Origin of the sequence: Roseateles sp. (assembly GCF_039595295.1) — a bacterium.
Classification (GTDB): Bacteria; Pseudomonadota; Gammaproteobacteria; order Burkholderiales; family Burkholderiaceae_C; genus Roseateles.
In genome coordinates this window covers 1-25780 of sequence record NZ_JBCNLU010000048.1, presented here as the reverse complement: position 1 = coordinate 25780, position 25780 = coordinate 1, and the positions used below count along the sequence as shown (strand labels likewise).

The following is a 25780-nucleotide window of genomic DNA, read 5'->3' as shown; positions in this document are numbered from 1 at the left end:
GCGCCTTCTTGCCCAGCGGCCCTGCCAAGTACCTCTGAACAACCTCGAGCTTGAAGCTCTCACTGTGCTTCGCCATGAAAAACACCCCATCGGTTGGATTGGCGTCCAACCTTTGGGGTGCAGTTCATCGGGTCGCTTTTTTGTTGCCCGCGCGGCGGCGGACGTCCTCGCGCCGGGCACCGGCCGCGGCCAACCCGCCCGCTACAGCGATCAGGCCGCGGCGTGATGCTTGGCCTTCTTGCCCTTGCCGGCCTGGGCAACCTTCTTGGAGCCCTGCTTGCCCGAGGACGCATGCTGAACCGGCTTCTTCGAACCGCTCTTCTTGGCCGCGTGCTTGGACTTCTTGGACTTGCTCGTCTTGCCGGCAGCCTTGTGCGACTTGGCCGACTTGCCGGACTTCACCGCCGGGCCGGCCATGTCGGCATGGGCCATCGGCACCGGCGCCGTCGCCGGCGGCACGGGCTCGCTTTGGGCCTGCGCCAGGGTGGTCAGCAAGGCAGCGCTCAGGGCGACGATCAACGACTTCATCTGTGATTCCTTCTTCGTGAACAACAAGCGCCGCCTTCCGGTCGGCGCGACGGGGCCGAGTCTAGCAACAGGCCCGTGAAGGCCGCGTCACACGAATTCGCCCTGACGTAACCATTTGGTGGCGACCCATTTCTCGCCCTCGACCACGGGGGCGCCGCCATGCAGCGTCAGCGTGGCCGGATCCGGCCGGTCATAACTGAAGAAGACCGCATTGCCCTTCTGCGCCATCACGTCGAGCTTGATGTCCGGGAACACCGTCGCGCCGCCGCGCTCGGGCGTGTTCAGGTACATGACCAGCGTCGCGACGCGCTGCCCGCCGCGCTCCAGGATGGCCTTGGAGCTGGCATGACGCGGATCGAAGTAGTCGTAATGCGGCTGATACTCGGCGCCGACGCGGTAGCGCAGCACCTGCAGCCCTTCGCCGTTGCGCACGGGCCAGTTGAGCAGCGCCGCAATGCGGCGCTCGACGCGGGCGACGGTGTCGTTCTCGCCGCGCTCGAAGAACATGCCTTCACTGGTGCGGGCCGAGTTGACCTCGCTGCCCTCGTTGCGCGCCGCGACCGTCTCCGAGCGCGCCAGTCGCTGGCGGCCGGCGTCGATGATGGCGTCGCACTCGGCCTCGCTCAGCAGATTGCCGAAAACGATCACGCGCGGTCGCTGCAGCGCCATCAGCACCTCCACCCGATGCCCGTCGGGCAGCAGCACCGAGCGCTGATCGCCGAGATCCGGCTCCGGCAGCGTGCCGGGCGCGATGCTCGGCTCGACCAGCTCGGGCAGAGTCAGCGGCGCCTCGAAGGGGCGATGCTCGGCCAGCGCCTGCTGAGCCAGCTCGGGCTGCCAGCCGCTGGACAGCATGGCTTGATAGAGCGCTTCGCGCGTGATGCCGTTGCGCAGTTGCGCGGCCACCCACTCGCGCAGTTCGGGAGTCAGGAATTGCGAGGTGCTCATGTTCGCGACGGTATCAAAGGTCGAGGTCGGCCCGGAGGACCAAAGTCAGACAAGGCGTCGGGGTTTGAGAAGCCCTGAGCGTGTCACTCGGCGATGCGGCGGCGGAAGACCAGCCGATCCGGCGTGCTCGCCTCGGGCGCATAGGCGTAGCCGTCGACGGCGAAATCCTGCAACCCGGCCGGCGTGCCGATGCGATGGTCGATCGCATAGCGCGCCATCAGACCGCGCGCCCGCTTGGCGAAGAAGCTGATGATCTTGTAGCGCCCGCCCTTCCAGTCCTCGAACTGGCATTCGATGACGCGGGGCTTGAGCACCTGGCGGGCGGCGGCCTTGAAGTACTCCTGCGAGGCCAGGTTCACGATCACCGGCGAGGCCATCTGGGCGCATTGCGCGTTCAGGTGCTCGGCGATCGTGTCGCCCCAGTAGGCGTAGAGATTGCCGCCCTTGGCGTTCTTGAGCGAGGTGCCCATCTCCAGCCGATACGGCTGCAAGCGGTCCAGCGGACGCAGCACCCCGTACAGGCCGGACAGGATGGCCAGGTGACGCTGCGCCCACTGCAGGTCGTCGACGGACATCGAGGCCGCATTCAACCCGTCGTAGACGTCGCCGTTGAAAGCGAGCACGGCCGGCTTGCTGTTTCGGTCGGTGAATCGCGTCGACCAAGCGGCGTAGCGCGCCAGGTTCAGCGTGGCGAGCGCCTCGGAGATGTCCATCAGGCTGGAGATGTCGGCCTGACTCTTGGTCTTGAGGATCTCGATCAGCTCGGCCGCCTGCGGCACGAACTGCGGACGCCCGGCCAGCGCCGCCACGGCCTCGGGCGTGGGGGTCTCGTAGTCCAGGGACTTCGCGGGGGAAATCACATACAGCATGGGGTCGGATTGTCTCCCGAAGCAGGGGCAACACCTGCCCCTGCCGACGCAAAGTCCGCACCGATGACAGGAACTCGGACTTCCGGGCTCGGGAGCAGGCGCGAGGCCGAGGTTCGTCGACTCATCGCGCTTTCGCAACCTCGAATGCCCACCCCCATGACTCTGCCGACTCGCCTTCTGCTCCTGCCACTGGCCGCGCTGCTCGCACTCCATGTCCATGCCAACGAATCCACGCCTCGCCCGCCGATACGCGCCCCCGGGGCCTGGGAGATCTGGGGCACCGGCTGGGTCCGACTGGAGTCCGACGGTCATTTGAGCTGCCTGAGCCTGAACGGGCGCGAGTGCGTCTGGAATGAAGACGTCCCTGACCCTGCAACCCTCGATCCATCCACGATTCAGCCCCTGGTCTGCGGCAGATCCCTTCTGCAGGGTTCGCACGGCGTCGGGTACCACGACGGGGCCCGCCCCTGGTGCCGCTCGGCCTACGCCTCCTTGTATGCCGACTGGCAGGACTACACCGCCCTCGGCGTGAACACCCCGCTCGCCGAAACGCCCGAAGGCGATCTGATGTGCTACTCCAAGGACGGCGTGAACTGCTTGGAGCTGCGCGCCGAATCGATCCAGCGCGGCCAGAGCGTCAAACCCCTGGTCTGCGGCGCCCATCACCGCGCCACAAGGGGCGAGTCCGGCTACGACCAGCCGAGGCACTGGTGCCGGTCACCGAAGATCGTCAAGCAGCAGCAATGGGACGATCCACCCTTCAACTCTTGGCAGGCGGTCCTCGACGTCCCACCCTGGACGGCGGCCGAAGAGCCGGCCTTTGTCGCCCAAGTCGATCTCTCGGGGGGGCGGGCAATGGCACTCGAGGCTCGGATGGACGGCTCGGGGCCCGAGGGATTCACGATCGGAACAGACCAGCCCTGGCAAGACCAGAGTCGGATCAGAATGCCCTGGCCCGACTTCCGACCCACCGGCGTGGTCACAGCCGCGATGGCTATCACCGCGCAAGGCCGCCTGTGCTTTCTCGCGTCGGAGTCCGCCCGAGGACCGTTCTTCGCGAGCGCGACCCATCGCGGCAACACGACTCGCTCGCCGTCCGATCAGGCGCACACCATCACACGGTCAAAAGACTACCCCCCGCAACACGGGAGGAAAGAGCCGTTCTCGTCCGCGCTGGCAACGGCCGTCGGCGAGTCCATCGGCTCCAACCTCGGGCTGAAGCGATTCATGTTCGTCATCGCACGAGAGGTGCCAGTCGAGGGCAGCGTCAACGGTGCACGCAGAAAGATCTCGTACGCGCAAGGCTGCGACAGCATCAAGTGACCTTGCCGCCGCGCACCACAAGCGGCACGGCGCCTACTTTGCGAGCAGCGTGTTGACCGCGGTGACATCCTCGGGCCGCAGCTGACCCGAGGCCTGACGCAGCTTCAGACCGTTGACCAGCACGTCGTAGCGGGCCTTGGCCAAGTCGCGCTGCGTCGTGTAGAGCTGGGTCTGCGCGTTCAGCACGTCCAGGTTGACGCGCACGCCGACCTTGTAGCCCAGCTGCGTGGCTTCCAGCGCCAGCTTGGACGAGGCCTCGGCGGCCTCGTAGGCCTTGACCTGCGCGATCAGCGACTGCACGCCGAAGAACGCGCGCTTGGTGCCTTCCTCGACGCTGCGGCGGGCGAAGTCCAGGTCGTTGCGGGACTTCTCTTCCAGTGCCACGGTTTCCTTGATGCGGTTGGTGATCGCGCCGCCGCTGTAGATGGGCAAGTTCAGCTGCACGCCTACCGAGGCCTGACCGGTGTTGCCGGTGTAGCTCACTCCCTGGCCGGTCTGGCGCTGCAGACCCAGCGTGGCGTTCAGGTCCACGGTGGGAAGCCGCGCATCCTTGGCGCGATCGATCTCGATCCTGGCGATGTCCAGGCCCAGCTGCGCCTTGCGGATCGCGGGATGGCCGCCTTCGGCGGTCGCGACCCAGGGCTCGACGGTCGTGGGCGTCACGGGAGGCAGCGCCACCGGCACGGCCAGCGGCTTGGGCTGCACGCCCACGCGGCCGACCAGCTGATCCAGCGTCACGCCCTTGACCCGCAGGTCGTTGTCGGCGGCCAGTTCCTGCGCGGTCGCCAGGTCATAGCGGGCCTGCGCTTCACGCGTGTCGGTGATGGTCGCGGTGCCGACCTCGAAGTTGCGCTTGGCCGAGGCCAGCTGCTCCGCGATCGCGGCCTTGTTGGCGCGCGAGGTGCCCAGCGCATCCTGCGCCGCCAGCACGTCGAAGTAGGCTTGCGCGACGCGCACGATCAGGTCCTGCTCGGCGGTCTGCAGATCCGATTGCGCGACGTCCACGCCCAGACGCGCCTGGTCGATGCTGCCGGCGTTCGGGCGGTTGAAGACGGCGTACTTGGCGCTCAGACCGGCATTGCTGGTCGTGTTGCCGATGCGGCCGTCGGAGACCCTGTTCGGAGGATCCAGCTCGGTGCGCGTCGCGCCGACGCCCAGACCCACCGTCGGGCGGGCCAGCGCCTGCGCCTGGCCGTAGCGGTATTGAGCCGAATCGGCCGTCGCGCGGGCGGCGAGATACGTGGCGTCGTAGGCGCGGGCCGCGTCGTACAGCTCCTGCAGGCTTTGCGCCCCGGCCGCACCGGCCGTCAGGGCGAGCGCCGCGGCCAGAAGAGTCATCCGCGGCAGGCGGGAGGTCAGAGACGGACGGCGGTCAGCGGCCATGAGGCATCCTCGTATCGATGTAATGGTTCTCGGATCGTTCAAAGCGGATCGGCGATCCGGACGCGCCCGCCGCTTGCGGCGTCGCGACCGGCGCGATCAGTAGCGCGGCACCGATGGATCGATCTCCTGCGACCAGGCGTCGATGCCGCCGGCGAGGTTATAGACCACATCGAAACCCTGCCGCGAAAGAAATGCGACGACTTGCAGACTTCGCACCCCGTGGTGGCAATAAACCGCGACAGGCTGCTGGCGATCAAGCTCCTCCAGCCGATCCACCACCTGCCCCATGGGCAGATGCAGCCAGTCAAGACCCGGCACGTCGATGCGAGCGAGCGCGACCTCCCACGGTTCGCGCACGTCCAGCAGCAGCGCGCGCGGCGCGCTCGACGCCAGCGCCGCGACCTGACGGACGTCCAGCTCCTGCATCGCCGCGGCCGTGATCAGAACGTGAAGTGCGAGACGGTGTCGAAGCCGTCCAGGCGCGGCAGGACGGTCTCGAACAGGTTCTCGGTCTTGAACTCGCGCTCGCCGACGCGCGTGATGATGCGCGCGGTCATGGCGGGTTCATCGCCGACCACCACGCCCATGCGGCCGCCGATCTTGAGCTGGTCCAGCAGCACCTGCGGCGCTTGCGGGACCGAGCCCGACAGCAGGATCACGTCGAACGGGGCTTCGCTGGGCAGGCCCTTGACGCCGTCGCCCGCGGTCACGGTGACGTTGAGCACGCCGTTGCGGCGCAGCGCGTCGCGGGCCTGGGCGGCCAGCTGCTCGTCCTGCTCGACGGTGAAGACCTGCTGCGCCTTGTGACCCAGCAGCGCGGCCATGTAGCCGCTGCCGGTGCCGATCTCGAGCACCTTTTCATGGCGCTCGATCTGCAGCTCCTGCATCCAGCGCGCCTCGACGCGCGGGGGCAGCATCTTCTGACCGTTGCCCAGCGGCAGCTCGACGTCGGTGAAGGCCATGTTGCGGTAGGCGGCCGGCACGAAGTCCTCGCGCTTGACCACGGCCAGCAGGGCCAGCACCGAGGGGTCCAGCACATCCCAGGGGCGGATCTGCTGTTCGATCATGTTGAAACGGGCTTGTTCGAAGTTCATGTTCAATCCTCTGGCGGCCCCATGGCGCACCGATGCGGGCGGTATTCTAAGAGGGCGACCGGCCGGCAGGCGCCTCGCGCGGGCGGTTGAGGAGTCCCTCGAACATGAGCTCGAGCTGCAGCTGCAGGACCTGCTCGGGGGTGCACTTGTGCTCATGCGTCACGCCGGCGGCGCCGATCGAGTGCTGATGCAACACCAGATGCAGCACCGGCCCGATCAGCACCATCACCGCCGCGTCGGGATCGACCACGCGGAACTCGCCCGAGGCGATGCCGCGCTTGACCACCTCGGCCAGCAGACCGCAGCTGGGCTCGATGACCTCGTCGTTGTAGAACGCGGCCAGCTCCGGGAAGTTGCGGGCCTCGCTCATCATGATCTTGTGGATGCCGCCGGCGGGCGTCAGGCCCATGCGCTCCCACCAGCTCCACAGCATCCAGGTGAGCAGCTCCGCCATCGAGCCCTGGTGCTTGCCGAACTCCTCGACGCCCTCGGCGATCTTGGCGCCGAGGGACTCGCGCACCACGGCCTTGAAGAGCTCTTCCTTGGACGGGTAATACAGATACAGCGTCCCCTTGGACACCCCGGCCCGGGCGGCCACCTCCTCCGAACGGGTGGCGGCGAAGCCCTTCTCGACGAAGAGCGCGAGCGCGGCCTCCAGCAACTCCTGCGGACGCGCCTCCTTGCGACGCTGGCGCGCCGACACGGGCGCGGCGGCCGGCGCAGCGGAGGCGGCGTCCGGCGAAAGAGCGGTCGATTTGGCTGGAGCGCGAGGCATGGCGATGGGGGAACGGGCATCGCTCCCGTCGTGCCGGGAGCGGCTAACTGACTAACCGGTCAGTAATGTAGCCGCGGGCTTTCGGGCCGGTCAAGACGGAAAAGTCCGCGCATGGGCGGGCCCCAAGGTGCTGCAGCGAACGAAGCCCTAACGTCGACGCGGCTATCATCCGCGCGGCCCGGCGCTGCCTCTGGGAGTTTCAGAGGCGCAAGCCCCTGCGGGGCGTCATTTCTGTGGATGGAGCATTTGTGGACACCTTGCTGCTGATCAAGGCCGCGATCATGGGGATCGTCGAAGGCCTGACCGAATTTCTGCCGATCTCGTCGACCGGCCACCTGATCCTCGCGGGCTCGCTGCTCGGAGGCTTCGAAGACGCTCGCGGCAAGGTCTTCGACATCGCGATCCAGACCGGCGCCATCCTGGCGGTGATCATCGTGTACTGGCAGCGCCTGCGCGAGACCGCCGCCGGCCTGGGCAGCGACGTGCGCGCACGCCGCTTCGTGCTGAACGTCGCGATCGGCTTCCTGCCGGCGGTCATCCTGGGCCTGCTGTTCGGCAAGGTCATCAAGGAGCACCTGTTCACGCCCGTCGTCGTGGCCAGCACCTTCATCATCGGCGGCGTGATCATCCTGTGGGCCGAGCGCCGTCAGCAGGGCGCGGTCCGCATCCAGGACGTGGATCAGATGACGCCGATGGACGCGCTCAAGGTCGGCCTCGTGCAGTGCCTGGCCATGGTGCCGGGGACCAGCCGCTCGGGCTCGACCATCATCGGCGGCATGTTGCTGGGCCTGTCGCGCAAGGCCGCGACCGATTTCAGCTTCTTCCTGGCCATCCCCACCCTGATCGGCGCCGGCTTGTACAGCCTCTACAAGGAGCGCGCGCTGCTGTCGGCGGCGGACATTCCGCTGTTCGGGGTGGGCCTGCTGTTCTCCTTCATCAGCGCCTGGATCTGCGTGCGCTGGCTGCTGAAGTACATCGCCAGCCACAGCTTCGTCCCCTTCGCCTGGTACCGCATCGCCTTCGGCATCGTGGTGCTGGTGACCGCCTACACGGGCGTCATCGTCTGGGCGGACTGAGCCCTCCCCCCCTCTCCTGCCGGGCGATCCCCCGGCAGGGGGAAGGTCTAGCGCCTAAAATGCCGGCCCTATGACCATCACGATCAAGACCGGCGCCGACATCGACGCCATGCGCATCGCCGGCCGCCTGGCGTCCGAGGTGCTGGACATGCTGACCCCGCACGTCAAGCCGGGCGTCACCACCGAGCATCTGGACAAGCTGGCCCACGAGTACATCGTGAACGTGCAGCAAGGCATCCCCGCCCCGCTGAACTACCAGCCGCCGGGCTACACGCCCTACCCCAAGTCGATCTGCACCTCGATCAACCATCAGGTCTGCCACGGCATCCCCAATGACCGTCCGCTGAAGAACGGCGACATCGTCAACATCGACGTCACCGTCATCAAGGACGGCTGGCACGGCGACACCAGCCGCATGTTCGTCGTCGGCGAGGGTTCGATCGCGGCCAAGCGCCTGTGCTCGTTCACCTACGACGCGATGTGGAAGGGCATCCAGAAGGTCAAGCCGGGCGCGCGCCTGGGCGACATCGGCCACGCCATCCAGACCTTCGCCGAGAACGCCGGCTTCAGCATCGTGCGCGAGTTCTGCGGTCACGGCATCGGCCAGAAGTTCCACGAGGACCCGCAGGTGCTTCACTATGGCCGTCCCGGCACGCTGGAGGAGCTGGTGCCCGGCATGGTGTTCACCATCGAGCCCATGATCAATGCCGGCCGCCGCGAGATCCGCGAGATGGGCGACGGCTGGACCATCGTGACCAAGGACCGCTCGCTGTCGGCGCAGTGGGAGCACACCGTGCTGGTCACCGACACCGGCTACGAGATCCTGACCCAGTCCGCCGGCACGCCGGCGGTGCCGGACTTCGTGCAGCCCAAGAACGCGCAGGCCTGATCGCCGACGCGCGCGTCGCCGGATCGCGTCGCCCCCTTTGCCCCCCTTGACCGCCAGGACCTCGTCATGAGCGCCGTTCCAACCGGCGACGCCGCCGCCTCCATCGCCCCCGCCAGTTCCGGGTCGCCCGCGCGGCCCGCCTCGGTGCCGGCCCCTGTGCCTGCCACCCCGGTGGCGGAGCTGCGTCAGCGCTTCAAGGCCGGCAAGCAGCAACTGCTGCAGGACTTCTCCGCCACGCATCCCACGGTGTCGGCGGCGACGCGGCTGATGCGTCAATTGGCGAAACACGTGGACGGCACGCTCCACACGTTGTGGTCCGAGTCCGGCCTGGCTGCGGCGGCGCCCGACGCGGCGCTGGTGGCGGTCGGCGGCTACGGCCGCGGCGAGCTCTTCCCGCACTCCGACGTCGACGTGCTGGTGCTGCTGCCCGAGGGGTTGGAGCCGCATCAGCCCGGCCCGCTCAAGCTGGCGATCGAGGCTTTCATCACCGCCTGCTGGGACATCGGGCTGGAGATCGGCTCCTCGGTGCGCACGCTGCGCGAGTGCCTGGACGAGGCTGCCGGCGACGTGACCATCCAGACCGCGCTGCTGGAGTCGCGCCGGCTGAGCGGATCCAAGTCGCTGGTCAAGGCCTTCGACAAGGCCTTCTGCGAGGCCATGGACGCGCGCGCTTTCATGCGCGCCAAGACGCTGGAGATGCGCCAGCGCCACACCAAGTACGACGAGACCCCCTACGCGCTGGAGCCCAACATCAAGGAGAGCCCCGGCGGTCTGCGCGACCTGCAGGTGCTGATCTGGATCGCGCGCGGCGCCGGCCTGGGCAAGACCTGGCCCCAGCTGGCGACCAAGGGCCTGATCACGCCCTTCGAGGCGCGCCAGCTGCAGCGCAACGAGGGCGTGCTCAAGCTGATCCGCTGCCAATTGCACCTGGTGGCCAAGCGGCGCGAGGACCGGCTGGTCTTCGACTTGCAAACCGCCGTGGCGGAGGGCTTCGGCTATGCGTCCACGCGCTCGCTGCGCGCGTCGGAGAAGCTGATGCGCCGCTACTACTGGGCGGCCAAGGCGGTCACGCAGCTCAACCAGATCACGCTGCTGAATCTCGAGGACCAGATCAACGGCACGCAGGGCAACGAGCTGCGCCGGGTCAATGACCGCTTCCTGGAGCGCAGCGGCATGCTGGAGATCGCCACCGACGATCTCTACGAGCGCGAGCCGCACGCCATCCTCGAGACCTTCCTGGTCTACCAGCAGACGCCCGGTATCAAAGGCCTGTCGGCCAAGACCCTGCGCGCGCTGTACAACGCGCGCGGCCTGATGAACAGCGCCTTCCGCCGCGACCCGGCCAATCGGGCCATGTTCCTGCGCATCCTGGAGGAGCCGCAGGGCCAGACCCACGCCTTTCGGCTGATGAATCAGACCTCGGTGCTGGGGCGCTACCTGTGGGTGTTCCGGCGCATCGTCGGGCAGATGCAGCACGACCTGTTCCACGTCTACACGGTGGATCAGCACATCCTCATGGTGCTGCGCAACATCCGGCGCTTCTTCATCCCCGAGCATACGCACGAGTACCCCTTCTGCTCCCAACTGGCGGCGCAGTTCGACCGGCCGTCGCTGCTGTACATCGCGGCGCTCTTCCATGACATCGCCAAGGGCCGCGGCGGCGACCATTCCGACCTCGGCGCGGTCGAGGCCAAGCGTTTCTGCCGCGCGCACGGTCTGCCCAAGGCGGACGCCGCGCTGGTGGAGTTCCTGGTCGAGCATCACCTGACCCTCTCGCGCGTGGCGCAGAAGGAGGATCTGTCGGATCCCGAGGTCATCCAGCACTTCGCGCAGAAGGTCAAGGATGAGCGCCATCTGACCGCGCTGTACCTGCTCACCGTGGCCGACATCCGCGGCACCGGGCCCAAGGTCTGGAACGCGTGGAAGGGCAAGCTGCTGGAGGACCTCTATCGCCTCACGCTGCGCGCGCTGGGGGGGGCCAAGCTGAACATGGCGGCCGAGATCGAGGGCCGCAAGCAGGAGGCGCGTCAGGCGCTGGCGCTGAAGGCGCAGCTGCCGGGCACCGAGGACGCGCTGTGGAAGACGCTGGACCTGAGCTACTTCGCGCGCCATGACGCGCAGGATCTGGCCTGGCACGCCCGGGCGCTGTGGCGGCATGTGGACAGCGCCGAGCCGGTGGTGCGGGCGCGCCCCTCGCCGGTCGGCGAGGGCTTGCAGGTGCTGGTCTATGCGAAGGACCAGCAGGATCTGTTCGCGCGGATCTGCGGCTACTTCGACGGCGCCGGCTTCAACATCCTGGACGCCAAGGTCCACACCACGCGCACGGGCTATGCGCTGGACACCTTCCAGGTCATCGCGCCGGAGCTGGACCTGCATCACCGCGACCTGACCGCGCTGGTGGAGGCCAAGCTCGGTCAGGCCCTGGTCGCGCAGGGGCCGCTGCCCGAGCCGCGCAAGGGCCGGCTGTCCCGGCGCGTGAAGAGCTTCCCCTTCACGCCGCGCATCGCGCTGCGCCCGGATGAACGCGCCCAGCGCTGGCTGCTCTCCGTCAGCGCGACCGACCGCGCCGGCCTGCTGTACGCGATCGCGCGGGTGCTGGCGCGGCACGGCATCAATCTGCAGCTCGCCAAGGTCTCGACCTTGGGCGAGCGCGTCGAGGACACCTTCCTGCTCGACGGCGCGGCCCTGCAGCAGAGCCGCATGCAGCTCCAGATCGAAGGCGAGCTGCTGGACGCGCTCGCCGTCCAATGAGCCAGTACCACCAGATCCAGCCCGCCGAGGCGCTCGCCCGGCTGGGCGACTTCGGCACCATCATCGACGTGCGCACTCCGGCGGAGTTCGCCGAGGATCACCTGCCCGGCGCGGTCAACTGGCCGGTCCTCAGCAATGAGGAGCGGCACATCGTGGGCACGCTCTACCGGCAGGATCCGCTGGAGGGTCGCAAGGTCGGCGCGGCCATGGTGGCTCGGAACATCGCGGCGCATCTCGACGCCCATCGCGACGTGATGCAGAAGCACTGGCGGCCGCTGGTCTATTGCTGGCGCGGCGGACAGCGCTCGGGCGCGATGAACTGGTTCCTGAACCAGGTCGGCTTCAAGGCGCTGCAGCTGGTGGGCGGCTACAAGGCCTTCCGGGGCGAGGTCATCAAGACCTTGGCGGCGCTGCCGGAGCGCTTCGACTTCGTCGTGCTGTGCGGACGTACCGGCTCGGGCAAGACGCGCTTGCTGCAGGCGCTGGCGAGCCAGGGCGCCCAGGTGCTGGACCTCGAAGCCGTCGCCCGCCATCGCGGCTCGGTGCTGGGCGCGCTGCCGGATCAGCCTCAGCCCAGCCAGAAAGCCTTCGATACGGGGCTCTGGCAGGCGCTGCTGGCGCTGGATCCGACACGCCCCGTCTTTGTCGAGAGCGAGAGCCGAAAGATCGGCGCCGTGCAGTTGCCCGAGCCCTTGCATCAGCGGATCCGCGAGCACGGCCGCTGCGTCTGGATTGCCATGGAAGAGGCCGGACGCGTCGAGCTGCTGCTCGAGGACTACGCCCACTTCAAGCAGGATCCGGAGGGATTCAGCGCGCTCATCGGCGGCCTGGTCGCGCTGCGCGGACGCGAGCGCGTCGGGCGTTGGCAGGCGATGGCCCGCGCGGGCCAGTGGGCCGAGGTGTTCGGGGAGCTCATGCGGGAGCATTACGACCCCGGCTACGAGCGCTCGCTGACCAACCACTTCCCGCAGCTGGCCAGCGCGCCTCGCGTGGCCGTGCGCAACGGCCACGCCGAGGCGCTCGCCGTCGCGGCGCGCGCCCTCCTCGATCAGACCGCGACGAGTTCCACTTCGAACAGCAGCGTCGCGTGCGGCGGGATCACGCCGCCGGCGCCGTAGGGGCCGTAGCCGAGTTCCGACGGGATCACCAGGAAGCGGGTGCCGCCGACTTTCATGCCCTGGACGCCTTCGTCCCAGCCCTTGATGACCTCGCCGCCGCCCAGGTGGAAGCGGAACGGATCGCGACGGTCCTTGGACGAGTCGAACTTGCGGCCGCGCTGGCCGTCCTTGTAGAGCCAGCCGGTGTAATGCACGGTGACGCGCTTGCCGGCTTCGGCGACGGCGCCCTCACCGGTCTTCGTGTCTTCGTACTGCAGGCCGCTGGCGGTCTTGACCAGGTTGTTGAGCTCGACCGGCTCGGCGCCGCCGGACACGCCCAGCAGCTCCACCTCGAACATCAGCGTGGCATTCGGCGGGATCACGCCGCCGGCGCCCCGGGCGCCATAACCCAGGTGCGGCGGGATCACCAGGACGCGCGTACCGCCGACTTGCATGCCCTGCACGCCTTCGTCCCAGCCCTTGATGACCATGCCGCCGTCGAGCTCGAACTCGAAGGCCTCGTTGCGGTCCTTGCTGGAGTCGAACTTGGCGCCCTTCTGGCCGTCCTTGTAAAGCCAGCCGGTGTAATGGACCTGCACGTCCTGCCCGGCACGCGCGGTGGCGCCGGAGCCGGTGGTGGTGTCGTCGTATTGCAGGCCGCTGTCGGTCGTCTTCATTGCTGGTTCCTTGATACGGGCCCCGGATGGGACCTCAAATGCGCAAATGCAAAAGCGCGATCATGCCAGCCGCGCAAGCCCCTGACCTTCGTGCAGGTGTCCCTGCCATGCGGTGACCGCGCCGGCAAGCCAATCGGGCGCCGTGGCCGCCTCGATCGCGGGTAGTCCCAGACGGGTGCCGGCGTGCCGCAGCGCGGCCAGCGGATCGCTCAGATCCAGGGCCTGGGCGCCGTTCTGCTTGGAGAGTTTCTCCCCGTTCTCGCCCAGCACCAGCGGCGTGTGCAGATAGCGCGGCATGGGCAACCCCAGCAGCTGCTGCAGCCGGATCTGGCGCGGCGTGTTGTCGGCCAGGTCCTCGCCGCGGACGATGTCGGTGATGCCCTGCCAGCCGTCGTCGACGACCACCGCGAGCTGATACGCCCACAGCCCGTCCGCGCGCTTGAGCACGAAATCCCCCACCTCCGCCGTCAGGTCCTGCGTCTGCGCGCCCAGGCGCCGATCGGTCCAGGTGATCCGAAGATCCTCGTCGGCATCGGCATCGGCATCGGCCCCATGCCCGCGCCCCGCCGTGCTGCGCAGCCGCCAGGCCCGCGCCGGCTTGCCGTTCAGGCCGTGGCGGCAGGTGCCGGGATAGACGAGTTCCCCATGCCGCTCGCGCTGATCGCCGCGCGCGGCGACCGCCTCGGCAATGTCCTTGCGCGAGCAGCCGCAGGGATAGGCCCAGCCGGCCGCCTTCAAGCGCGCCAGGGCCTCGTCATAAGCCGCGCCGCGCCGCGACTGCCACACAGGCGGCTCGTCGGGCAGCAGGCGCACCTGAGCGAGCTGCGACAGCACCGTCGCGTCGGCGCCGGCCGGGCAGCGTGGTCCGTCCACATCCTCGATGCGCACCAGCCAGCGCCCGCCGTGCGCTCGTGCGTCCAACCAGCTGGCCAGGGCCGCGACCAGCGAGCCCTCGTGCAGCGGCCCGGTCGGCGACGGCGCGAAGCGGCCGATGTAGCGCCCGCCATGACGAGCGCCGACGTGGCCAGCCGGTGTCGCGGCCGCTTCGGCCTCGCTCACAGCAGCAGGCCCTCGTGCTGCTCCAGCAGCGACTTGCGGGTCGCCTCGCTGCGCAGACGTTCCAGCCACCAGGACAGCGCCTTGGCCGGCCGATGGCCCGTGTTGCGCCAGGCGTAATGCATCGGCGAGATCCGCCGCCCCTGGAAGGTCTCCTTCATGACCAGCCGGCCTGCATCCACATGCCGCCGCACCATGGGCGTCGGCAGCGAGCCCACGCCCAGCCCCCGCAGCAGCGCCTCCAGCTTGATGGCCATCGAGGGCACGGTCAGCACTTCCTGCCCGGGGACGACGCCGATGGTCATCGGGGTCAGATGGCGGGCCGTGTCGGCCACCGCGACGATGCGGTGGCGCGCGATGTCGGCCGAGGTCAGCACGCCTTCGAAGCCCGCCAGTGGATGGTGCGGCGCGACGCAGAACACCATCTCCATCGGTCCCAGCACCTCGCACACCACCGAGCTGCCCGGCGGCTGCGCGCTGGTGCCGATGGCCAGATCGGCCTGCCCGGAGGTCAGCGCCTCCCAGGTGCCGGACAGCACCTCGGTGCGCAGCCGCAGCCGGGTCGGCGGCGGCTTGCCGTCCTCGGCCTGCGCATAGAAGGCGTCCATCAGATCGAACAGGGCCCGGCGGGCGATCGCGTCGTCGAAGGCGATGGTGAGCTCGCTCTCCCAGCCGGTGGCCACGCGCTTGACGCGGTTGGCGACGGCATCCATCTCCTGCAGCAGCCGGCGGCCCTCGGTGAGCAGCTCGTGTCCGGCCGCCGTCAACACCGCCTGCCGCGAGCTGCGGTCGAAGAGCAGGACATCCAGCGCGTCCTCCAATTGCCGCACCGAATAGGTCAGCGCCGACGGCACCTTGCCCATCTCCCGCGCCGCCGCCGCGAAGCTCCCGCTGCGCGCGATGCTGTCCATCATCGCCAGCGCCTCGGGCGTCAGCACTCGTCGTTTGTCTTGCTGTGACATCCCTTCATCTTATTTGAATGCTGGCTTCAAGCCCCCTCCCCCTCGGAGGAGGTCCTCATCCCTACAGTGAGACCCATCGCAAGCAAACAAGGAGCAACGACATGCGTGAACTGATCAAGTCCTCGGACCGTGGCTATGCCGATCACGGCTGGCTGAAGAGCTTCCACAGCTTCTCGTTCGCCGACTACTACAACCCGCGCCGGATGGGCTTCGGCCCGCTGCGGGTGATCAACGAGGACCGCATCGCCGGCGGCACCGGATTCGGGACCCACGGCCATCGGGACATGGAGATCATCAGCTACGTGCTCAGCGGCGAACTGGCCCACCAGGACTCGATGGGCAATGGGAAGCCGGGCGGAGAGAACGCCGGCGTGATCCGTCCCGGCGACGTGCAGCGCATGAGCGCCGGCACCGGCGTGATGCACAGCGAGTTCAACCACTCGAAGGACGGCCAGACCCACTTCCTGCAGATCTGGATCATGCCGGACCGTCAGGGCGTGACGCCGGGCTATGAGCAGAAGCACTTCGCCGAGGGCGACAAGCGCGGCAAGCTGCGCCTGGTCGCCTCGCCGGACGGCGCGCAGGATTCGGTGTCCATCCACCAGGACGCGAGGCTCTACGCCGGACTGTTCAACGGGGATGAACGCGCCGAGCTGCCGCTGGCCGCCGACCGCCTGACCTACGTGCACCTGGTGCGCGGCAAGCTGACGGTCAACGGCCAGGCGCTGGAAGCGGGCGACGCCCTGCAACTGGCCAAGGAAGACCGCCTGGCGATCGAGGCTGGCGAGGACGCCGAAGTGCTGGTGTTCGACCTGCCGGTCTGAGCCGGCGCCGGGCCTGGGGCGGCGTGAACCCGCCCCTCCAGGCCGGCCACTGGCTCGCCTTCGCGGCGCGGCCGGCGCAGATCGCGCCGACCGCGCCCGTCAGGAGCCCGCCGATGTCCGTTCCCCAGTTCCCGCCCTCGACCTCGGCGCCGACGCTGCTCGGCGCCGAGTCCGTTTCAGGCCCCACATCGCTGTCCGCGCACGGACTTTCAGACGCCCTGGGCAACGCCGCGCCGGGCGTGCTCGGCGCGCTGCTGCGCCTGCTGGAGGAGCCTCAGGAGCAAGGCCTGTTCGTCCGGCTGCCGAGGCAGCCGTCACTCTTGCTCGTGCGCCGCCAGACCACCCCGCGCGAGATCGTCGAGTTCGCCTTCGATCCGGACTCGGGCCGCTTCGACTGCACTGCCTGCCTGTGCCTGCCTCCGCCTCCGCTGCGGGAGCCATCGACGGAAGGCGGCTTCGCCCGCGTTGCGCTGCAGGTGCTGACCGGCGCCACCGCCGTCTCGTTCCTGAATCTGTCCCCCATCACCCTGGATACCTGGCAAGTCTGGTTCGTGCCCGATGCGTCGACCGATGTGGTCGATCTCGGCCTCCCGCTCGCACCATCCCCGCGACGTGTGAACCGCAAGTCCGAGCCCTGAAACGCAGCCGCGGCGCGATTGGGGGGCGACCCGGGTTGCGGCTCTCCCCGATGCGCGGGCGAGGGACCGCCGCCTACACTGCCGCGATGCAATCGCTTCGCCCGCTGCTCGCCACGCTTCCGCTGTTCGACTGGGTCGCCCTGCTGCTGTACTTCGTCGGCTGGATCGGCTACGCGCAGTTCTCCAAGCGCCATGCCGAGGGCCGAGGGTCGCTGCTCGCCATCACCAACCGCGTGCGCCGGCAGTGGATGCTGCAGCTGACCTATCGCGACATGCGGGTGCTGGACGGCGCGGTCAGTCAGGCGCTGCTCTCCAGCCCTTCGTTCTTCGCCTCCACCACCATCCTGATCATCGGCGGCCTGCTGGCGGCGCTGGGCGCCAGCGAGAAGACCAGCGCCATGGTGCTGGAGCTGCCCTTTACCGTGCGCACCAGCGCGCTGGTGTTCGACCTCAAGCTGGTGCTGCTGACCGCGATCTTCGTCTACGCCTTCTTCCGCTTCACCTGGAGCATGCGCCAGTACACCTTCGGCGCGCTGCTGGTGGCCTCGGCGCCGGAGGCGGACACCTTCCGCGAACAGGGCGACACCGCCCGCGAGCTTTTCGCGGACCGCGCGGGCGCCGTCGTCGGCATGGCCGCCGAGGCCTTCAACGACGGCTTGCGCGGCTACTACCTGGCCTTTCCGGTGGTGGCATGGTTCTTCTCACCGTGGGCGCTGGCGCTGGCCACCGCAGGCGTGATCTACGTGCTGTACCAGCGGGAGTTCCGGTCCGAGGTGCTGGACGTGCTGAGGACCTGAGCAGGGCGTTGCAAACGAGCGCACAGCGGGCGCGACTGAAAGAGCTCTTCTGAGCTCGCGCCCCGCGGCGCCGCTGCCATGTTCACCTCCAGCACGCCGCCCGGGTGGCCCGGGCCGACGGCGCCCGGCGCCGAAGCCACCGCGCCCACGCAAGACCTGCCCCCGCACTTCGACCGGGCCATGGATTCATTGACTTTGCTCGAACCCGGCATGCCGTCCTGTTCTCGCCGGGACCGCCTGCAACTGAGCGGCCTGGTTTCGCTGCGCGGCTGGCCGGCAGACCTGGACATCTGTGTCACATACGAGGGCGCCCCGGCCGTCAGGTTCCGCTGCGTGGCGGCGTTGACCAGGCCAGACGCAACCGACCGGCGGATCGCACTGGCCCTGCAGCGCCTGACCACGGGCCACTGGCAGGCCGCCGTGCCAAGCGCCAACGGCACCTTGGCCTGGCGAACCTGCGCCCCCTCTGACGAACCCGTCCTCTCCGCGGCCCTGATTGCGTTGGAACGGCACTTGGATCACGGTTTCGAGACAATCCTGGCTCAGCTGATCGGTGACTCTCGGAACAGACCCGCAGGCTCGGTCGACTTCCAACAGCTGGTGACACGGCTGAGCGCCCAGATCCGCGACCGCTACTGGCAAGCCCTGATCCTCGACGAGAGGACCGGGGCTGCGGAAACGGATGAGCATCCCCACATGGATGCCGACGGCGAGCCGCCTCGTAAACGCCCCCGGTGGGATGACGACGCATCCGCCGGGGGCATGGGGTTCAGTGGACCACCCGTCCGAAGCTGAACTCGCCCGGTTCGCCCTTGCCGCTGGACTCGACCCCGACCGGGATCACGTCCTTGGGCCCGAAGCGGCCCTGCAGGATCAGCTTGGACAGCGGGTTCTCGATGCGCTGCTGGATCGCCCGCTTGAGCGGACGCGCCCCGAAGACCGGATCGAAGCCGACCTTGGCCAGTTCGTCGAGCGCTTCGTCGCTGACGTCGAGCTTCATCTCCAGCTTGTCCAGCCGCTGCTCCAGCTGCTTGAGCTGAATGCGCGCGATGGACTTGATCTGCGACGCGCCCAGCGCATGGAAGATCACGGTCTCGTCGATGCGGTTCAGGAACTCGGGCCGGAAGTGGCCCTTGACCTCGCCCCACACCGCCTCGCGAACGACCTCGTCGGATTCGCCCTGCAGCGCCATGATGTGCTGCGACCCCAGATTCGACGTCATCACGATGACGCAGTTCTTGAAGTCCACCGTGCGGCCCTGGCCGTCGGTCAGACGGCCGTCGTCCAGCACCTGCAGCAGCACGTTGAACACGTCCGGGTGGGCCTTCTCGACCTCGTCCAGCAGCAGCACGCTGTAGGGCTTGCGGCGCACCGCCTCGGTCAGGTAGCCGCCCTCGTCGTAGCCGACATAGCCGGGCGGCGCGCCGATCAGCCGGCTGACCGAATGCTTCTCCATGAACTCGCTCATGTCGATGCGGATCATGTGGTCCTCGCTGTCGAACAGGAAGCCCGCCAGCGCCTTGCACAGCTCGGTCTTGCCCACGCCCGTCGGGCCCAGGAACAGGAAGCTGCCCAGCGGCTTGTTCGGATCCGACAGCCCGGCGCGCGAGCGCCGGATCGCGTCCGCCACCGCGGTGATGGCCTCTTCCTGGCCGACCACGCGCTCATGCAGCTTGTCTTCCATCTGCAGCAGCTTGTCGCGTTCGCCCTGCATCAGCTTGGCGACCGGAATGCCGGTGGCGCGGGCCACGACTTCCGCGATCTCCTCCGCGCCCACCATGGTGCGCAGCAGCTGCGGGACGGTCTTGTCCTTGGCCTTGCCAGCTTCCTTGGCCTGGGCTTCGCTCAGGCGCTTCTCGAGCTCGGGCAGCTTGCCGTACTGCAGCTCCGCGACCTTGTTGAAGTCGCCCTTGCGCTTGAGCTCCTCGATCTGGAACTTGATGCGGTCGATCTCTTCCTTCACATGCGCGGAGCCCTGGGCTTGCGCCTTCTCGGCGGTCCAGATCTCCTCCAGGTCGTTGTACTCGCGCTGGAGCTTGAGCAGCTCTTCCTCGATCAGCGCGAAGCGGCGCTGGGAGCCCTCGTCGGCTTCCTTGCGCACGGCCTCGCGCTCGATCTTGAGCTGGATCATGCGGCGGTCGAGCCGGTCCATCGCCTCGGGCTTGGAGTCGATCTCGATCTTGATCTTGGCGGCGGCCTCGTCGATCAGGTCGATGGCCTTGTCGGGCAGGAAGCGGTCGGTGATGTAGCGGTGCGAGAGCTCGGCCGCGGCGACGATGGCCGGGTCGGTGATCTCCACGCCGTGGTGGACCTCGTACTTCTCCTGCAGCCCGCGCAGGATGGCGATGGTCGCCTCCACGCTGGGTTCGTCGACCAGCACCTTCTGGAAGCGGCGCTCCAGCGCGGCGTCCTTCTCGACGTACTTGCGGTACTCGTCCAGCGTGGTCGCGCCGATGCAATGCAGCTCGCCGCGCGCCAGCGCGGGTTTGAGCATGTTGCCGGCGTCGATCGCGCCCTCGGCCTTGCCAGCGCCGACCATGGTGTGGATCTCGTCGATGAACAGGATGATCCGGCCCTCGTCGGCCGCGACTTCCTTGAGCACGGACTTGAGGCGTTCCTCGAATTCACCGCGGAACTTGGCGCCCGCGAGCAGGCCCGCCATGTCCAGCACCAGGACGCGCTTGTCCTTGAGCGACTCGGGCACTTCGCCGTTGACGATGCGCTGGGCCAGGCCCTCGACGATGGCGGTCTTGCCCACGCCAGGCTCGCCGATCAGCACCGGGTTGTTCTTGCTGCGGCGTTGCAGGACCTGGATGGCCCGGCGGATCTCGTCGTCGCGGCCAATGACCGGATCGAGCTTGCCCTGGCGCGCGCGTTCGGTGAGGTCGAGCGTGTACTTCTTGAGCGACTCGCGGTTGCTCTCGGATTCCTGGCTGTCGACCTTCTGGCCGCCGCGTACCGCCTCGATGGCGGCTTCCAGCGCCTTGCGGGTCAGGCCGTGGCCGCGCACCACGCCGGCGAAGTCGGACTTCGCGTCGGCGAGCGAGAGCAGGAACATCTCGCTGGCGATGAAGTGGTCGCCGCGCTTGGACGCCTCTTTCTCGGCGGCTTGCAGCAGGCCGATCAGGTCGCGGCTGGGCTGGACCTGCTGGCCCTCGCCCTGCACCTGCGGCAGCGCGGTGAGCAGCGTGTCGATCGCGGCCTTGAGCGCCGGCACCTTGACGCCGGCGCGCTCGAGCAGCGCCTTGGGGCCCTCGTCCTGGGCCAGCATGGCGGCCAGGACGTGGACGGGTTCGATGTAGGGGTTGTCGCTCGTCACAGCCAGGCTTTGGGCCTCGCCGAGCGCTTCTTGGAACCGGGTGGTGAGCTTGTCAACTCGCATGGGAAAAACCTCCGTTGAGCGACCAAATGGGACTGTGTCCCTATTTTTCAAGAGGAGCGTTCGGCAAGAGCCGCGCCCAACTCTTTACCGTGAGCTCCCACCCCATCCCCGCCCTCCAAGCGGGCGGGGCAGCCGTGGCCCCACCCCGGCCCGCCCCCACGGGGCGGGTGTAGGGCCTCATGCGAGATGTTGAATCAGCTCCGCCTTGTTGTCGCTGACTGCGATCGTCGATCTAGCGCCTTGGACGATGGACCATTGCGGGGCGACGTGGCCGATGTCCAGGTCCAGCAGCACCGGGCACGGCAGGTCGCCGAGCGCCCGCTGAATGGCGTCGAACTCCGTGAAGTCGCCGGCGGACGCGATCTCCGGGGCGACGGCGCTGCGGCCGAAGACGACACCGGCGGCGTCATCGAACCAACCGGCCAGCCGCAGACCGCGCAGCGCGCGGGCGACCTCGAAGGGCGGGAGCTCGGCGATCTCGAGGAAGACGATGGGACGGTCGCCAGTCAACCGCGCGCGCCATGCCGCCAAGTCGCCGAAGGGCGTGCCGGCCAAACGTGACAGGGAGTCCAGGCAACCGCCGATGAGCCGGCCTTCGATGGCCACGGGCTCGTCGACGCCGTCCATACAGCGTGCAACGGTCGTTGGGCCGGCGGGCTGGCGCCACTCGCCCGGACCGCGCCACAGGTCGAAGATCCGCGCCGACACCGCGTCCAGCGCGGGATCCCACAGCTGCATCAGATTCGGCCCGTGGAGCGAAGCCCAGCCCGCCCGCAGCAGCAAGGGCACCTGAACCGTCGACAGGTCGGAGAAGCCGCTGAACCACTTGGGACTCGCGGCGGCCAGACGCTCGAAGTCGAGGAACTCCAGCACCTCGATGGCCAGCTCGCCACCCCAGGGCGGAACCACGGCGGCGACCTCGGGGTCGAGCAGCACCTCCATCAACTCGGCGGCACGCTCCCGTCCGCTCGCGCTTGCACCCTTGATCTGCCGGCGCAACGACCGTCCCTCGCGCACGACGAGTCCCTGGTCGCGCAGCACCGCCAGCGAAGCGTCGAGCCGTTCATGCATCGCCGGTCGCACGCCCGAGGACGGCGCGACGACCGCGACGACATCGCCAGACCGCAGCGGACGCGGAATGCGGACGGCGTCGTTCATCGATGCCGCGCTCACGCGCCGTTCCCCGCGACCGAGATGCCCCAGCGCGCGAGCGCCTCGTCATCGGCCACGCGCGCGTCGACCCAGCGGGCGCCGTCAGGACCGTGCTCCTTCTTCCAGAACGGCGCTTGCGTCTTCAGGTAGTCCATCAGGAACTCGCAAGCCTGGAAAGCCTGGCCGCGATGGCGCGAGCTCACCAGCACCAGCACGATCTGATCGCGCGGCTTGAGCGCGCCGACGCGATGGATCACGCGCGCACCGCGCAGGTCGAAGCGCTCGAAAGCCTGATCGACCATGCGCTCGATCGAGGCCTCGGTCATGCCGGGGTAATGCTCGAGCTCCATCAGCGACACCGGCGTGCCGTCCGCGCCGTCGCGCACCGTGCCGACGAAGCTCACCACCGCGCCGACGCCGCCGTCGTCGGCGCGTAGCGCGAGGGTCTCGGCGGACAGGTCGAAATCGGCGGTCTGGATGGTGACGCGCGGCGGGCGCGAGGCTGGTGAATTCATCGGTCGATTGTGGCATCGAGACACCGTGCGGCGCCGTCCTCCCGATCCGACGTGGCAGCCCATAAAGACGACGCCCAGAGGGATCACGCTTGCCTGAGGGCTCGATGACCGCAACGGATGTCACCGCACCGGCCCGGCCTGCCCCGACGACCCCGCCTTGATGACTTCTTGACACCCCCGCGCCAGGTCTTGCCCCCTCCTTGATGCCCGGCTTTCTACGCTGAAGGCTTCGCAACCACGGCGCTGAACAACCAGCGGCGCCCACCCGCATGAGACCGGTGTTGATCCTCCAGCACGAGGCCGCGCAAGGCCCCGGCTATCTGCTGCAATGCCTGCGCGCGCACGACATCCCCGTCCACCTGCTCCGCCCCGACCTGGGCGAGCCCCTGCCCCGCACCGCCGCCGCCTTCAGCGGCGTTGTGATGCTGGGAAGCGATCACAGCGTCCATGACGGACTGCCCTGGATCCGCGCCGAGCAGTCGCTGCTCATCGACGCGCTTCGCCTGAGCCGCCCCATCCTCGGCCACTGCTTCGGCGCGCAGCAACTGGCCCGCGCCATGGGCGCCGGCGTCGCCCGCAATCCGCGTCCCGACATCGGTTGGCGCGAGCTCTGGATCACCCCCGCCGCGCGCGACCAGTTCGGCGGCGAGGACCGGCTGCTCAGCTTCAACTGGCACTACGACAGCTTCCAGATCCCGCGCGGCGCCACGCGCACGCTGTTTGGCTCGAACTGTCTGAACAAGGGCTTCGCGTTGGGGTCCCACATCGGCCTGCAAAGCCACCTCGAAGTCACCGAGCAAAGCCTGCGCGAGTGGTGCGCCCACGGCCGCGACGAGCTGCGCCGGAGCCGCGGCCTGACCGTGCAGAGCGAGGCCGAGATCCTCGCCGGCCTGCCCGAGCGGCTCGCCCGACTGCGGCAGGCGGCCGGAACGCTCTATCGGCATTGGATCGGACAGCTCGACCGGCCGCCGGTCTTCGGCGGCGCTCGCGCGGCTTGAAACCTGCGCGCAGTGGAAGCTCGGCCCCCGCGTCATCGCTGGACACGGCCGCTCGCATCGCGCGCGGAACGCGACGAGCCCCGCGCCTCATACGAATGGATAACTCCCCTGGACGATTCGATGCGTCCTGACGCGGAGGCAGCGCCGATACTCGGCGCTCGCCCACCCTCGTCCGCTTCCATCGCGCGATCCGCCGCGCCGCCGCCATGACCACCGTCACGCCCGACCGCACGTCCATCGTCAAGACCACCGGCAAGACCGCCCTCGCCCTGCGCCACCTCGCCTTCGAGGACCTCGGGCTGCTCCGCCCCGTCCTGCAAGCGCGCGGCTTCGAGCGCATCACGACGCTGGATGTCGGTGTCGACGACCTGCGCGATGTCGACCTGGAGACGGTCGATCTGCTGATCGTCCTCGGCGGCCCCATCGGGGCCTATGACGACGCGCTCTATCCCGCGCTGCTCGACGAGCTCGCCCTCATCGAGCGCCGCATCGCCGCGCGCCGGCCGCTGCTGGGCGTCTGCCTGGGTGCGCAGCTGATGGCGCGCGCGCTGGGCGCCGACGTCAAGCCGATGCCGCATGGTCAGAAGGAGATCGGCTTCGCACCGGTGCAACTGACCGACGCCGGGCGCGCCTCCGCGCTGGCGCCGCTCGCGGACGGCCAGCCCGTGCTGCATTGGCACGGCGACCAGTTCGCGCTGCCGCAAGGCATTCCCAGCCTCGCCGAAACGCCCCTGTGCCCGCATCAGGCCTTCGCCGTGGACGACTTCGCGCTCGGACTGCAGTTCCATCTGGAGAGCGACCCGGCGCGACTGGAGCAATGGCTGATCGGACACGCCGGCGAGCTGGCTCAGGCGCGCGTGCCGCTCGATCAACTTCGGCGCGACGCCGCTCGGCACGGCGCCGGCTTGCGCGCCGCGCTGGCGGCGGTCATGGCTCGCTTTCTGAAGACGTGAACGTCGCCTTCGACGTTCCGGTCGATTTTCCGGCGGTGAAGCCGCGCGGGCGCTGAACGGCGAGCGCGCCCACGAGCGGGATCGCGGGCCTGGCCCCGAGCTCGCTCCAGGTCACCCGGGGCTGGTCGGCAAACAGGTCGGCCCCGGGTGACAGCGCGTTCGGCAACAAGGGTCGCCGCGCGAGATCCCCGACGCCATCGAGCATCGCGGGCATCGTCGACGGCGAGTCCGCCGGGGACTCGCGCGTGGGCAGCGCCAGCAGATAGCGGCCCAGCACGCGCCGTTCGTCCTCGACCTTCACGATCAGCGCGAAGGGCTGGTCCGAGCGCTCGACCCAGCGCCACCACGGGTTGGAGGGCAGCGACTCGCGTCGCGTCGCGGCGCCGAAGGCCTCGCGCCAGACCACCGACTTCGCCAGAGAGCGCGCGCCCAGCCGCGTCAGCGCGCCGACGTCCGCCGGTATGGGCCCGGCGTGCAGCACCGGGACCGACAACACCGGCGAACCCGCGAGCAGCGCCTCCCGCCGCGGCGTCGACAACCACTCCCCCGTGGCCCGATCGAACACGTCGGTCGCGTTGAAGTAATGCGGCAGCCGGTCGTACCAGACGCGGCGCATGGCATAGGACCAGCTGCCGCGCAGATCATGGCGGTCGTCCAGGCGCTCGATCAGGCGGCGCTCGTGCGCCATCGCCCAGAGCCTGAGCGGGATCGAGGACCGGTCGCCGAAACCGCCGGCCAGGGGATGGCCGTCGGCGCCGAGCAGCAGCGTGCCGCGCGCATCGAAGGCGAGATCAATGTCGGCGCCGTCGAGGTGTTCCTCGATGACCACATGGCGGCCGGCGAGCGCCGACAGCGGCAAGGGCCCGCTGGGCCAGCGCTGATTCGGGGAGGGGAGCGTCGTCGTGTCGTCCGTCGCGCGCATCGGGCGCGGCAACGGCAAGGGAATCAGATGCATGCGTTCCGTCGACCGCCCGGCGTTGTTGGCGCGGGCGGATCCTGGTGGGTTCAGGAAACCGACGGGGAGCGGAGTGGCGGTCGGCGATGCGCTACGGCGTCAGGCCGGTCTCGGGACCGGGAGCCAGGCATCGCGCGG

General features: G+C 68.8%; 26 protein-coding genes and 1 pseudogene. 12 read left to right on the top strand and 15 right to left on the bottom strand.

Annotation, left to right across the window (positions count from 1 at the left end; all coding sequences use genetic code 11):
- On the top strand, positions 1-226 hold a 226-nt coding region (locus ABDW59_RS22210), incomplete at its 5' end, for a hypothetical protein (protein WP_343633229.1).
- On the opposite strand, the gene ABDW59_RS22205 is transcribed toward ABDW59_RS22210, so the two are convergent.
- The 3 genes from ABDW59_RS22205 to yaaA form a co-directional block, all read right to left on the bottom strand.
- Positions 211-528 carry a hypothetical protein gene (locus ABDW59_RS22205; RefSeq protein WP_343633227.1) on the bottom strand — a complete coding sequence of 106 codons (318 nt, stop codon included), beginning with the start codon at positions 526-528 and terminating at the stop codon, positions 211-213. The genes ABDW59_RS22210 and ABDW59_RS22205 overlap by 16 nt on opposite strands.
- A gap of 87 nt (positions 529-615) precedes the next feature.
- Positions 616-1476, bottom strand: coding sequence for a 2OG-Fe(II) oxygenase (locus ABDW59_RS22200; protein ID WP_343633225.1), 861 nt, complete (start codon positions 1474-1476; stop codon positions 616-618).
- Between the two features lie 83 nt (positions 1477-1559).
- Positions 1560-2345: a peroxide stress protein YaaA gene (gene yaaA / locus ABDW59_RS22195; RefSeq protein ID WP_343633223.1), complete on the bottom strand. Its 786-nt coding sequence runs from the start codon at positions 2343-2345 to the stop codon at positions 1560-1562.
- A 156-nt stretch (positions 2346-2501) separates the two neighbouring features.
- Between yaaA and ABDW59_RS22190 the strand changes: the two genes are divergently transcribed.
- Positions 2502-3668 carry a hypothetical protein gene (locus ABDW59_RS22190; protein WP_343633221.1) on the top strand — a complete coding sequence of 389 codons (1167 nt, stop codon included), beginning with the start codon at positions 2502-2504 and terminating at the stop codon, positions 3666-3668.
- Positions 3669-3701: 33 nt separating this feature from the next.
- Here ABDW59_RS22190 and ABDW59_RS22185 read toward each other — a convergent pair whose 3' ends face one another.
- The 4 genes from ABDW59_RS22185 to ABDW59_RS22170 form a co-directional block, all read right to left on the bottom strand.
- The gene (locus ABDW59_RS22185; protein ID WP_343633219.1) at positions 3702-5006 is read right to left on the bottom strand and encodes a TolC family outer membrane protein; all 1305 of its coding nucleotides are present in this window, start codon (positions 5004-5006) and stop codon (positions 3702-3704) included.
- 141 nt (positions 5007-5147) lie between these two features.
- Positions 5148-5477 carry a rhodanese-like domain-containing protein gene (locus tag ABDW59_RS22180; RefSeq protein WP_343633217.1) on the bottom strand — a complete coding sequence of 110 codons (330 nt, stop codon included), beginning with the start codon at positions 5475-5477 and terminating at the stop codon, positions 5148-5150.
- Positions 5478-5491: 14 nt separating this feature from the next.
- Complete coding sequence (locus ABDW59_RS22175; RefSeq protein WP_343633215.1) at positions 5492-6145, bottom strand: protein-L-isoaspartate O-methyltransferase; 654 nt, start codon at positions 6143-6145, stop codon at positions 5492-5494.
- A 46-nt stretch (positions 6146-6191) separates the two neighbouring features.
- Entirely contained in the window at positions 6192-6920 is a 729-nt protein-coding gene (locus ABDW59_RS22170) for a TetR/AcrR family transcriptional regulator (RefSeq protein WP_343633213.1), read from the bottom strand.
- Positions 6921-7168: 248 nt separating this feature from the next.
- On the opposite strand from ABDW59_RS22170, the gene ABDW59_RS22165 reads away from it, so the two are divergent.
- The 4 genes from ABDW59_RS22165 (at position 7169) to mnmH (ending at position 12754) form a co-directional block, all read left to right on the top strand.
- Positions 7169-7996, top strand: coding sequence for an undecaprenyl-diphosphate phosphatase (locus ABDW59_RS22165; RefSeq protein ID WP_343633211.1), 828 nt, complete (start codon positions 7169-7171; stop codon positions 7994-7996).
- A 70-nt stretch (positions 7997-8066) separates the two neighbouring features.
- Positions 8067-8885, top strand: a complete 819-nt coding sequence (gene map / locus ABDW59_RS22160; protein ID WP_343633209.1) for a type I methionyl aminopeptidase — start codon at positions 8067-8069, stop codon at positions 8883-8885.
- 66 nt (positions 8886-8951) lie between these two features.
- Positions 8952-11636 carry a [protein-PII] uridylyltransferase gene (locus tag ABDW59_RS22155; protein ID WP_343633207.1) on the top strand — a complete coding sequence of 895 codons (2685 nt, stop codon included), beginning with the start codon at positions 8952-8954 and terminating at the stop codon, positions 11634-11636.
- Positions 11633-12754, top strand: coding sequence for a tRNA 2-selenouridine(34) synthase MnmH (mnmH, locus tag ABDW59_RS22150; RefSeq protein ID WP_343633206.1), 1122 nt, complete (start codon positions 11633-11635; stop codon positions 12752-12754). The genes ABDW59_RS22155 and mnmH overlap by 4 nt, the downstream gene beginning before the upstream one ends.
- Here the strand turns inward: mnmH and ABDW59_RS22145 are convergent.
- The 4 genes and pseudogenes from ABDW59_RS22145 to ABDW59_RS22130 all read right to left on the bottom strand — a co-directional run bounded on the left by ABDW59_RS22145 (position 12685) and on the right by ABDW59_RS22130 (position 15428).
- Entirely contained in the window at positions 12685-13032 is a 348-nt protein-coding gene (locus ABDW59_RS22145) for an FKBP-type peptidyl-prolyl cis-trans isomerase (protein ID WP_343633233.1), read from the bottom strand. The genes mnmH and ABDW59_RS22145 overlap by 70 nt on opposite strands.
- Before the next feature lie 33 nt (positions 13033-13065).
- Positions 13066-13410 (bottom strand): annotated as a pseudogene (locus ABDW59_RS22140) (FKBP-type peptidyl-prolyl cis-trans isomerase); the annotation flags it as partial.
- A gap of 60 nt (positions 13411-13470) precedes the next feature.
- Positions 13471-14403 (bottom strand): tRNA glutamyl-Q(34) synthetase GluQRS, encoded by a 933-nt coding sequence (gene gluQRS, locus ABDW59_RS22135; protein WP_343633231.1) that lies wholly within the window; start codon positions 14401-14403, stop codon positions 13471-13473.
- 62 nt (positions 14404-14465) lie between these two features.
- Positions 14466-15428, bottom strand: coding sequence for a LysR family transcriptional regulator (locus tag ABDW59_RS22130; RefSeq protein WP_343633205.1), 963 nt, complete (start codon positions 15426-15428; stop codon positions 14466-14468).
- 101 nt (positions 15429-15529) lie between these two features.
- Here ABDW59_RS22130 and ABDW59_RS22125 point away from each other — a divergent pair, with 101 nt between their 5' ends.
- The 4 genes from ABDW59_RS22125 (at position 15530) to ABDW59_RS22110 (ending at position 18482) form a co-directional block, all read left to right on the top strand.
- Entirely contained in the window at positions 15530-16252 is a 723-nt protein-coding gene (locus ABDW59_RS22125) for a pirin family protein (protein WP_343633204.1), read from the top strand.
- A 113-nt stretch (positions 16253-16365) separates the two neighbouring features.
- Positions 16366-16890, top strand: a complete 525-nt coding sequence (locus ABDW59_RS22120; RefSeq protein ID WP_343633202.1) for a hypothetical protein — start codon at positions 16366-16368, stop codon at positions 16888-16890.
- 86 nt (positions 16891-16976) lie between these two features.
- Entirely contained in the window at positions 16977-17687 is a 711-nt protein-coding gene (locus ABDW59_RS22115; protein ID WP_343633200.1) for a DUF599 domain-containing protein, read from the top strand.
- 78 nt (positions 17688-17765) lie between these two features.
- Positions 17766-18482, top strand: a complete 717-nt coding sequence (locus tag ABDW59_RS22110; RefSeq protein WP_343633198.1) for a hypothetical protein — start codon at positions 17766-17768, stop codon at positions 18480-18482.
- On the opposite strand, the gene clpB is transcribed toward ABDW59_RS22110, so the two are convergent.
- The 3 genes from clpB to ABDW59_RS22095 all read right to left on the bottom strand — a co-directional run bounded on the left by clpB (position 18457) and on the right by ABDW59_RS22095 (position 22736).
- Positions 18457-21069 carry an ATP-dependent chaperone ClpB gene (gene clpB, locus ABDW59_RS22105; RefSeq protein WP_343633196.1) on the bottom strand — a complete coding sequence of 871 codons (2613 nt, stop codon included), beginning with the start codon at positions 21067-21069 and terminating at the stop codon, positions 18457-18459. The genes ABDW59_RS22110 and clpB overlap by 26 nt on opposite strands.
- A gap of 177 nt (positions 21070-21246) precedes the next feature.
- A complete protein-coding gene (locus ABDW59_RS22100) occupies positions 21247-22227 on the bottom strand; it encodes a S66 peptidase family protein (RefSeq protein WP_343633194.1) in 981 nt (326 codons plus the stop codon).
- A gap of 11 nt (positions 22228-22238) precedes the next feature.
- Complete coding sequence (locus ABDW59_RS22095) at positions 22239-22736, bottom strand: molybdenum cofactor biosynthesis protein MoaE (protein WP_343633192.1); 498 nt, start codon at positions 22734-22736, stop codon at positions 22239-22241.
- A gap of 278 nt (positions 22737-23014) precedes the next feature.
- Between ABDW59_RS22095 and ABDW59_RS22090 the strand changes: the two genes are divergently transcribed.
- On the top strand, positions 23015-23734 hold the full coding sequence (locus tag ABDW59_RS22090) for a type 1 glutamine amidotransferase (RefSeq protein WP_343633190.1): 720 nt from the start codon (positions 23015-23017) through the stop codon (positions 23732-23734).
- A 206-nt stretch (positions 23735-23940) separates the two neighbouring features.
- Positions 23941-24687 carry a glutamine amidotransferase gene (locus ABDW59_RS22085; RefSeq protein ID WP_343633188.1) on the top strand — a complete coding sequence of 249 codons (747 nt, stop codon included), beginning with the start codon at positions 23941-23943 and terminating at the stop codon, positions 24685-24687.
- Here ABDW59_RS22085 and ABDW59_RS22080 read toward each other — a convergent pair.
- On the bottom strand, positions 24662-25546 hold the full coding sequence (locus ABDW59_RS22080) for an RNA ligase family protein (RefSeq protein ID WP_343633186.1): 885 nt from the start codon (positions 25544-25546) through the stop codon (positions 24662-24664). The two genes, ABDW59_RS22085 and ABDW59_RS22080, sit on opposite strands and share 26 nt — an antisense overlap.
- Between the last annotated feature and the right edge of the window lie 234 nt (positions 25547-25780).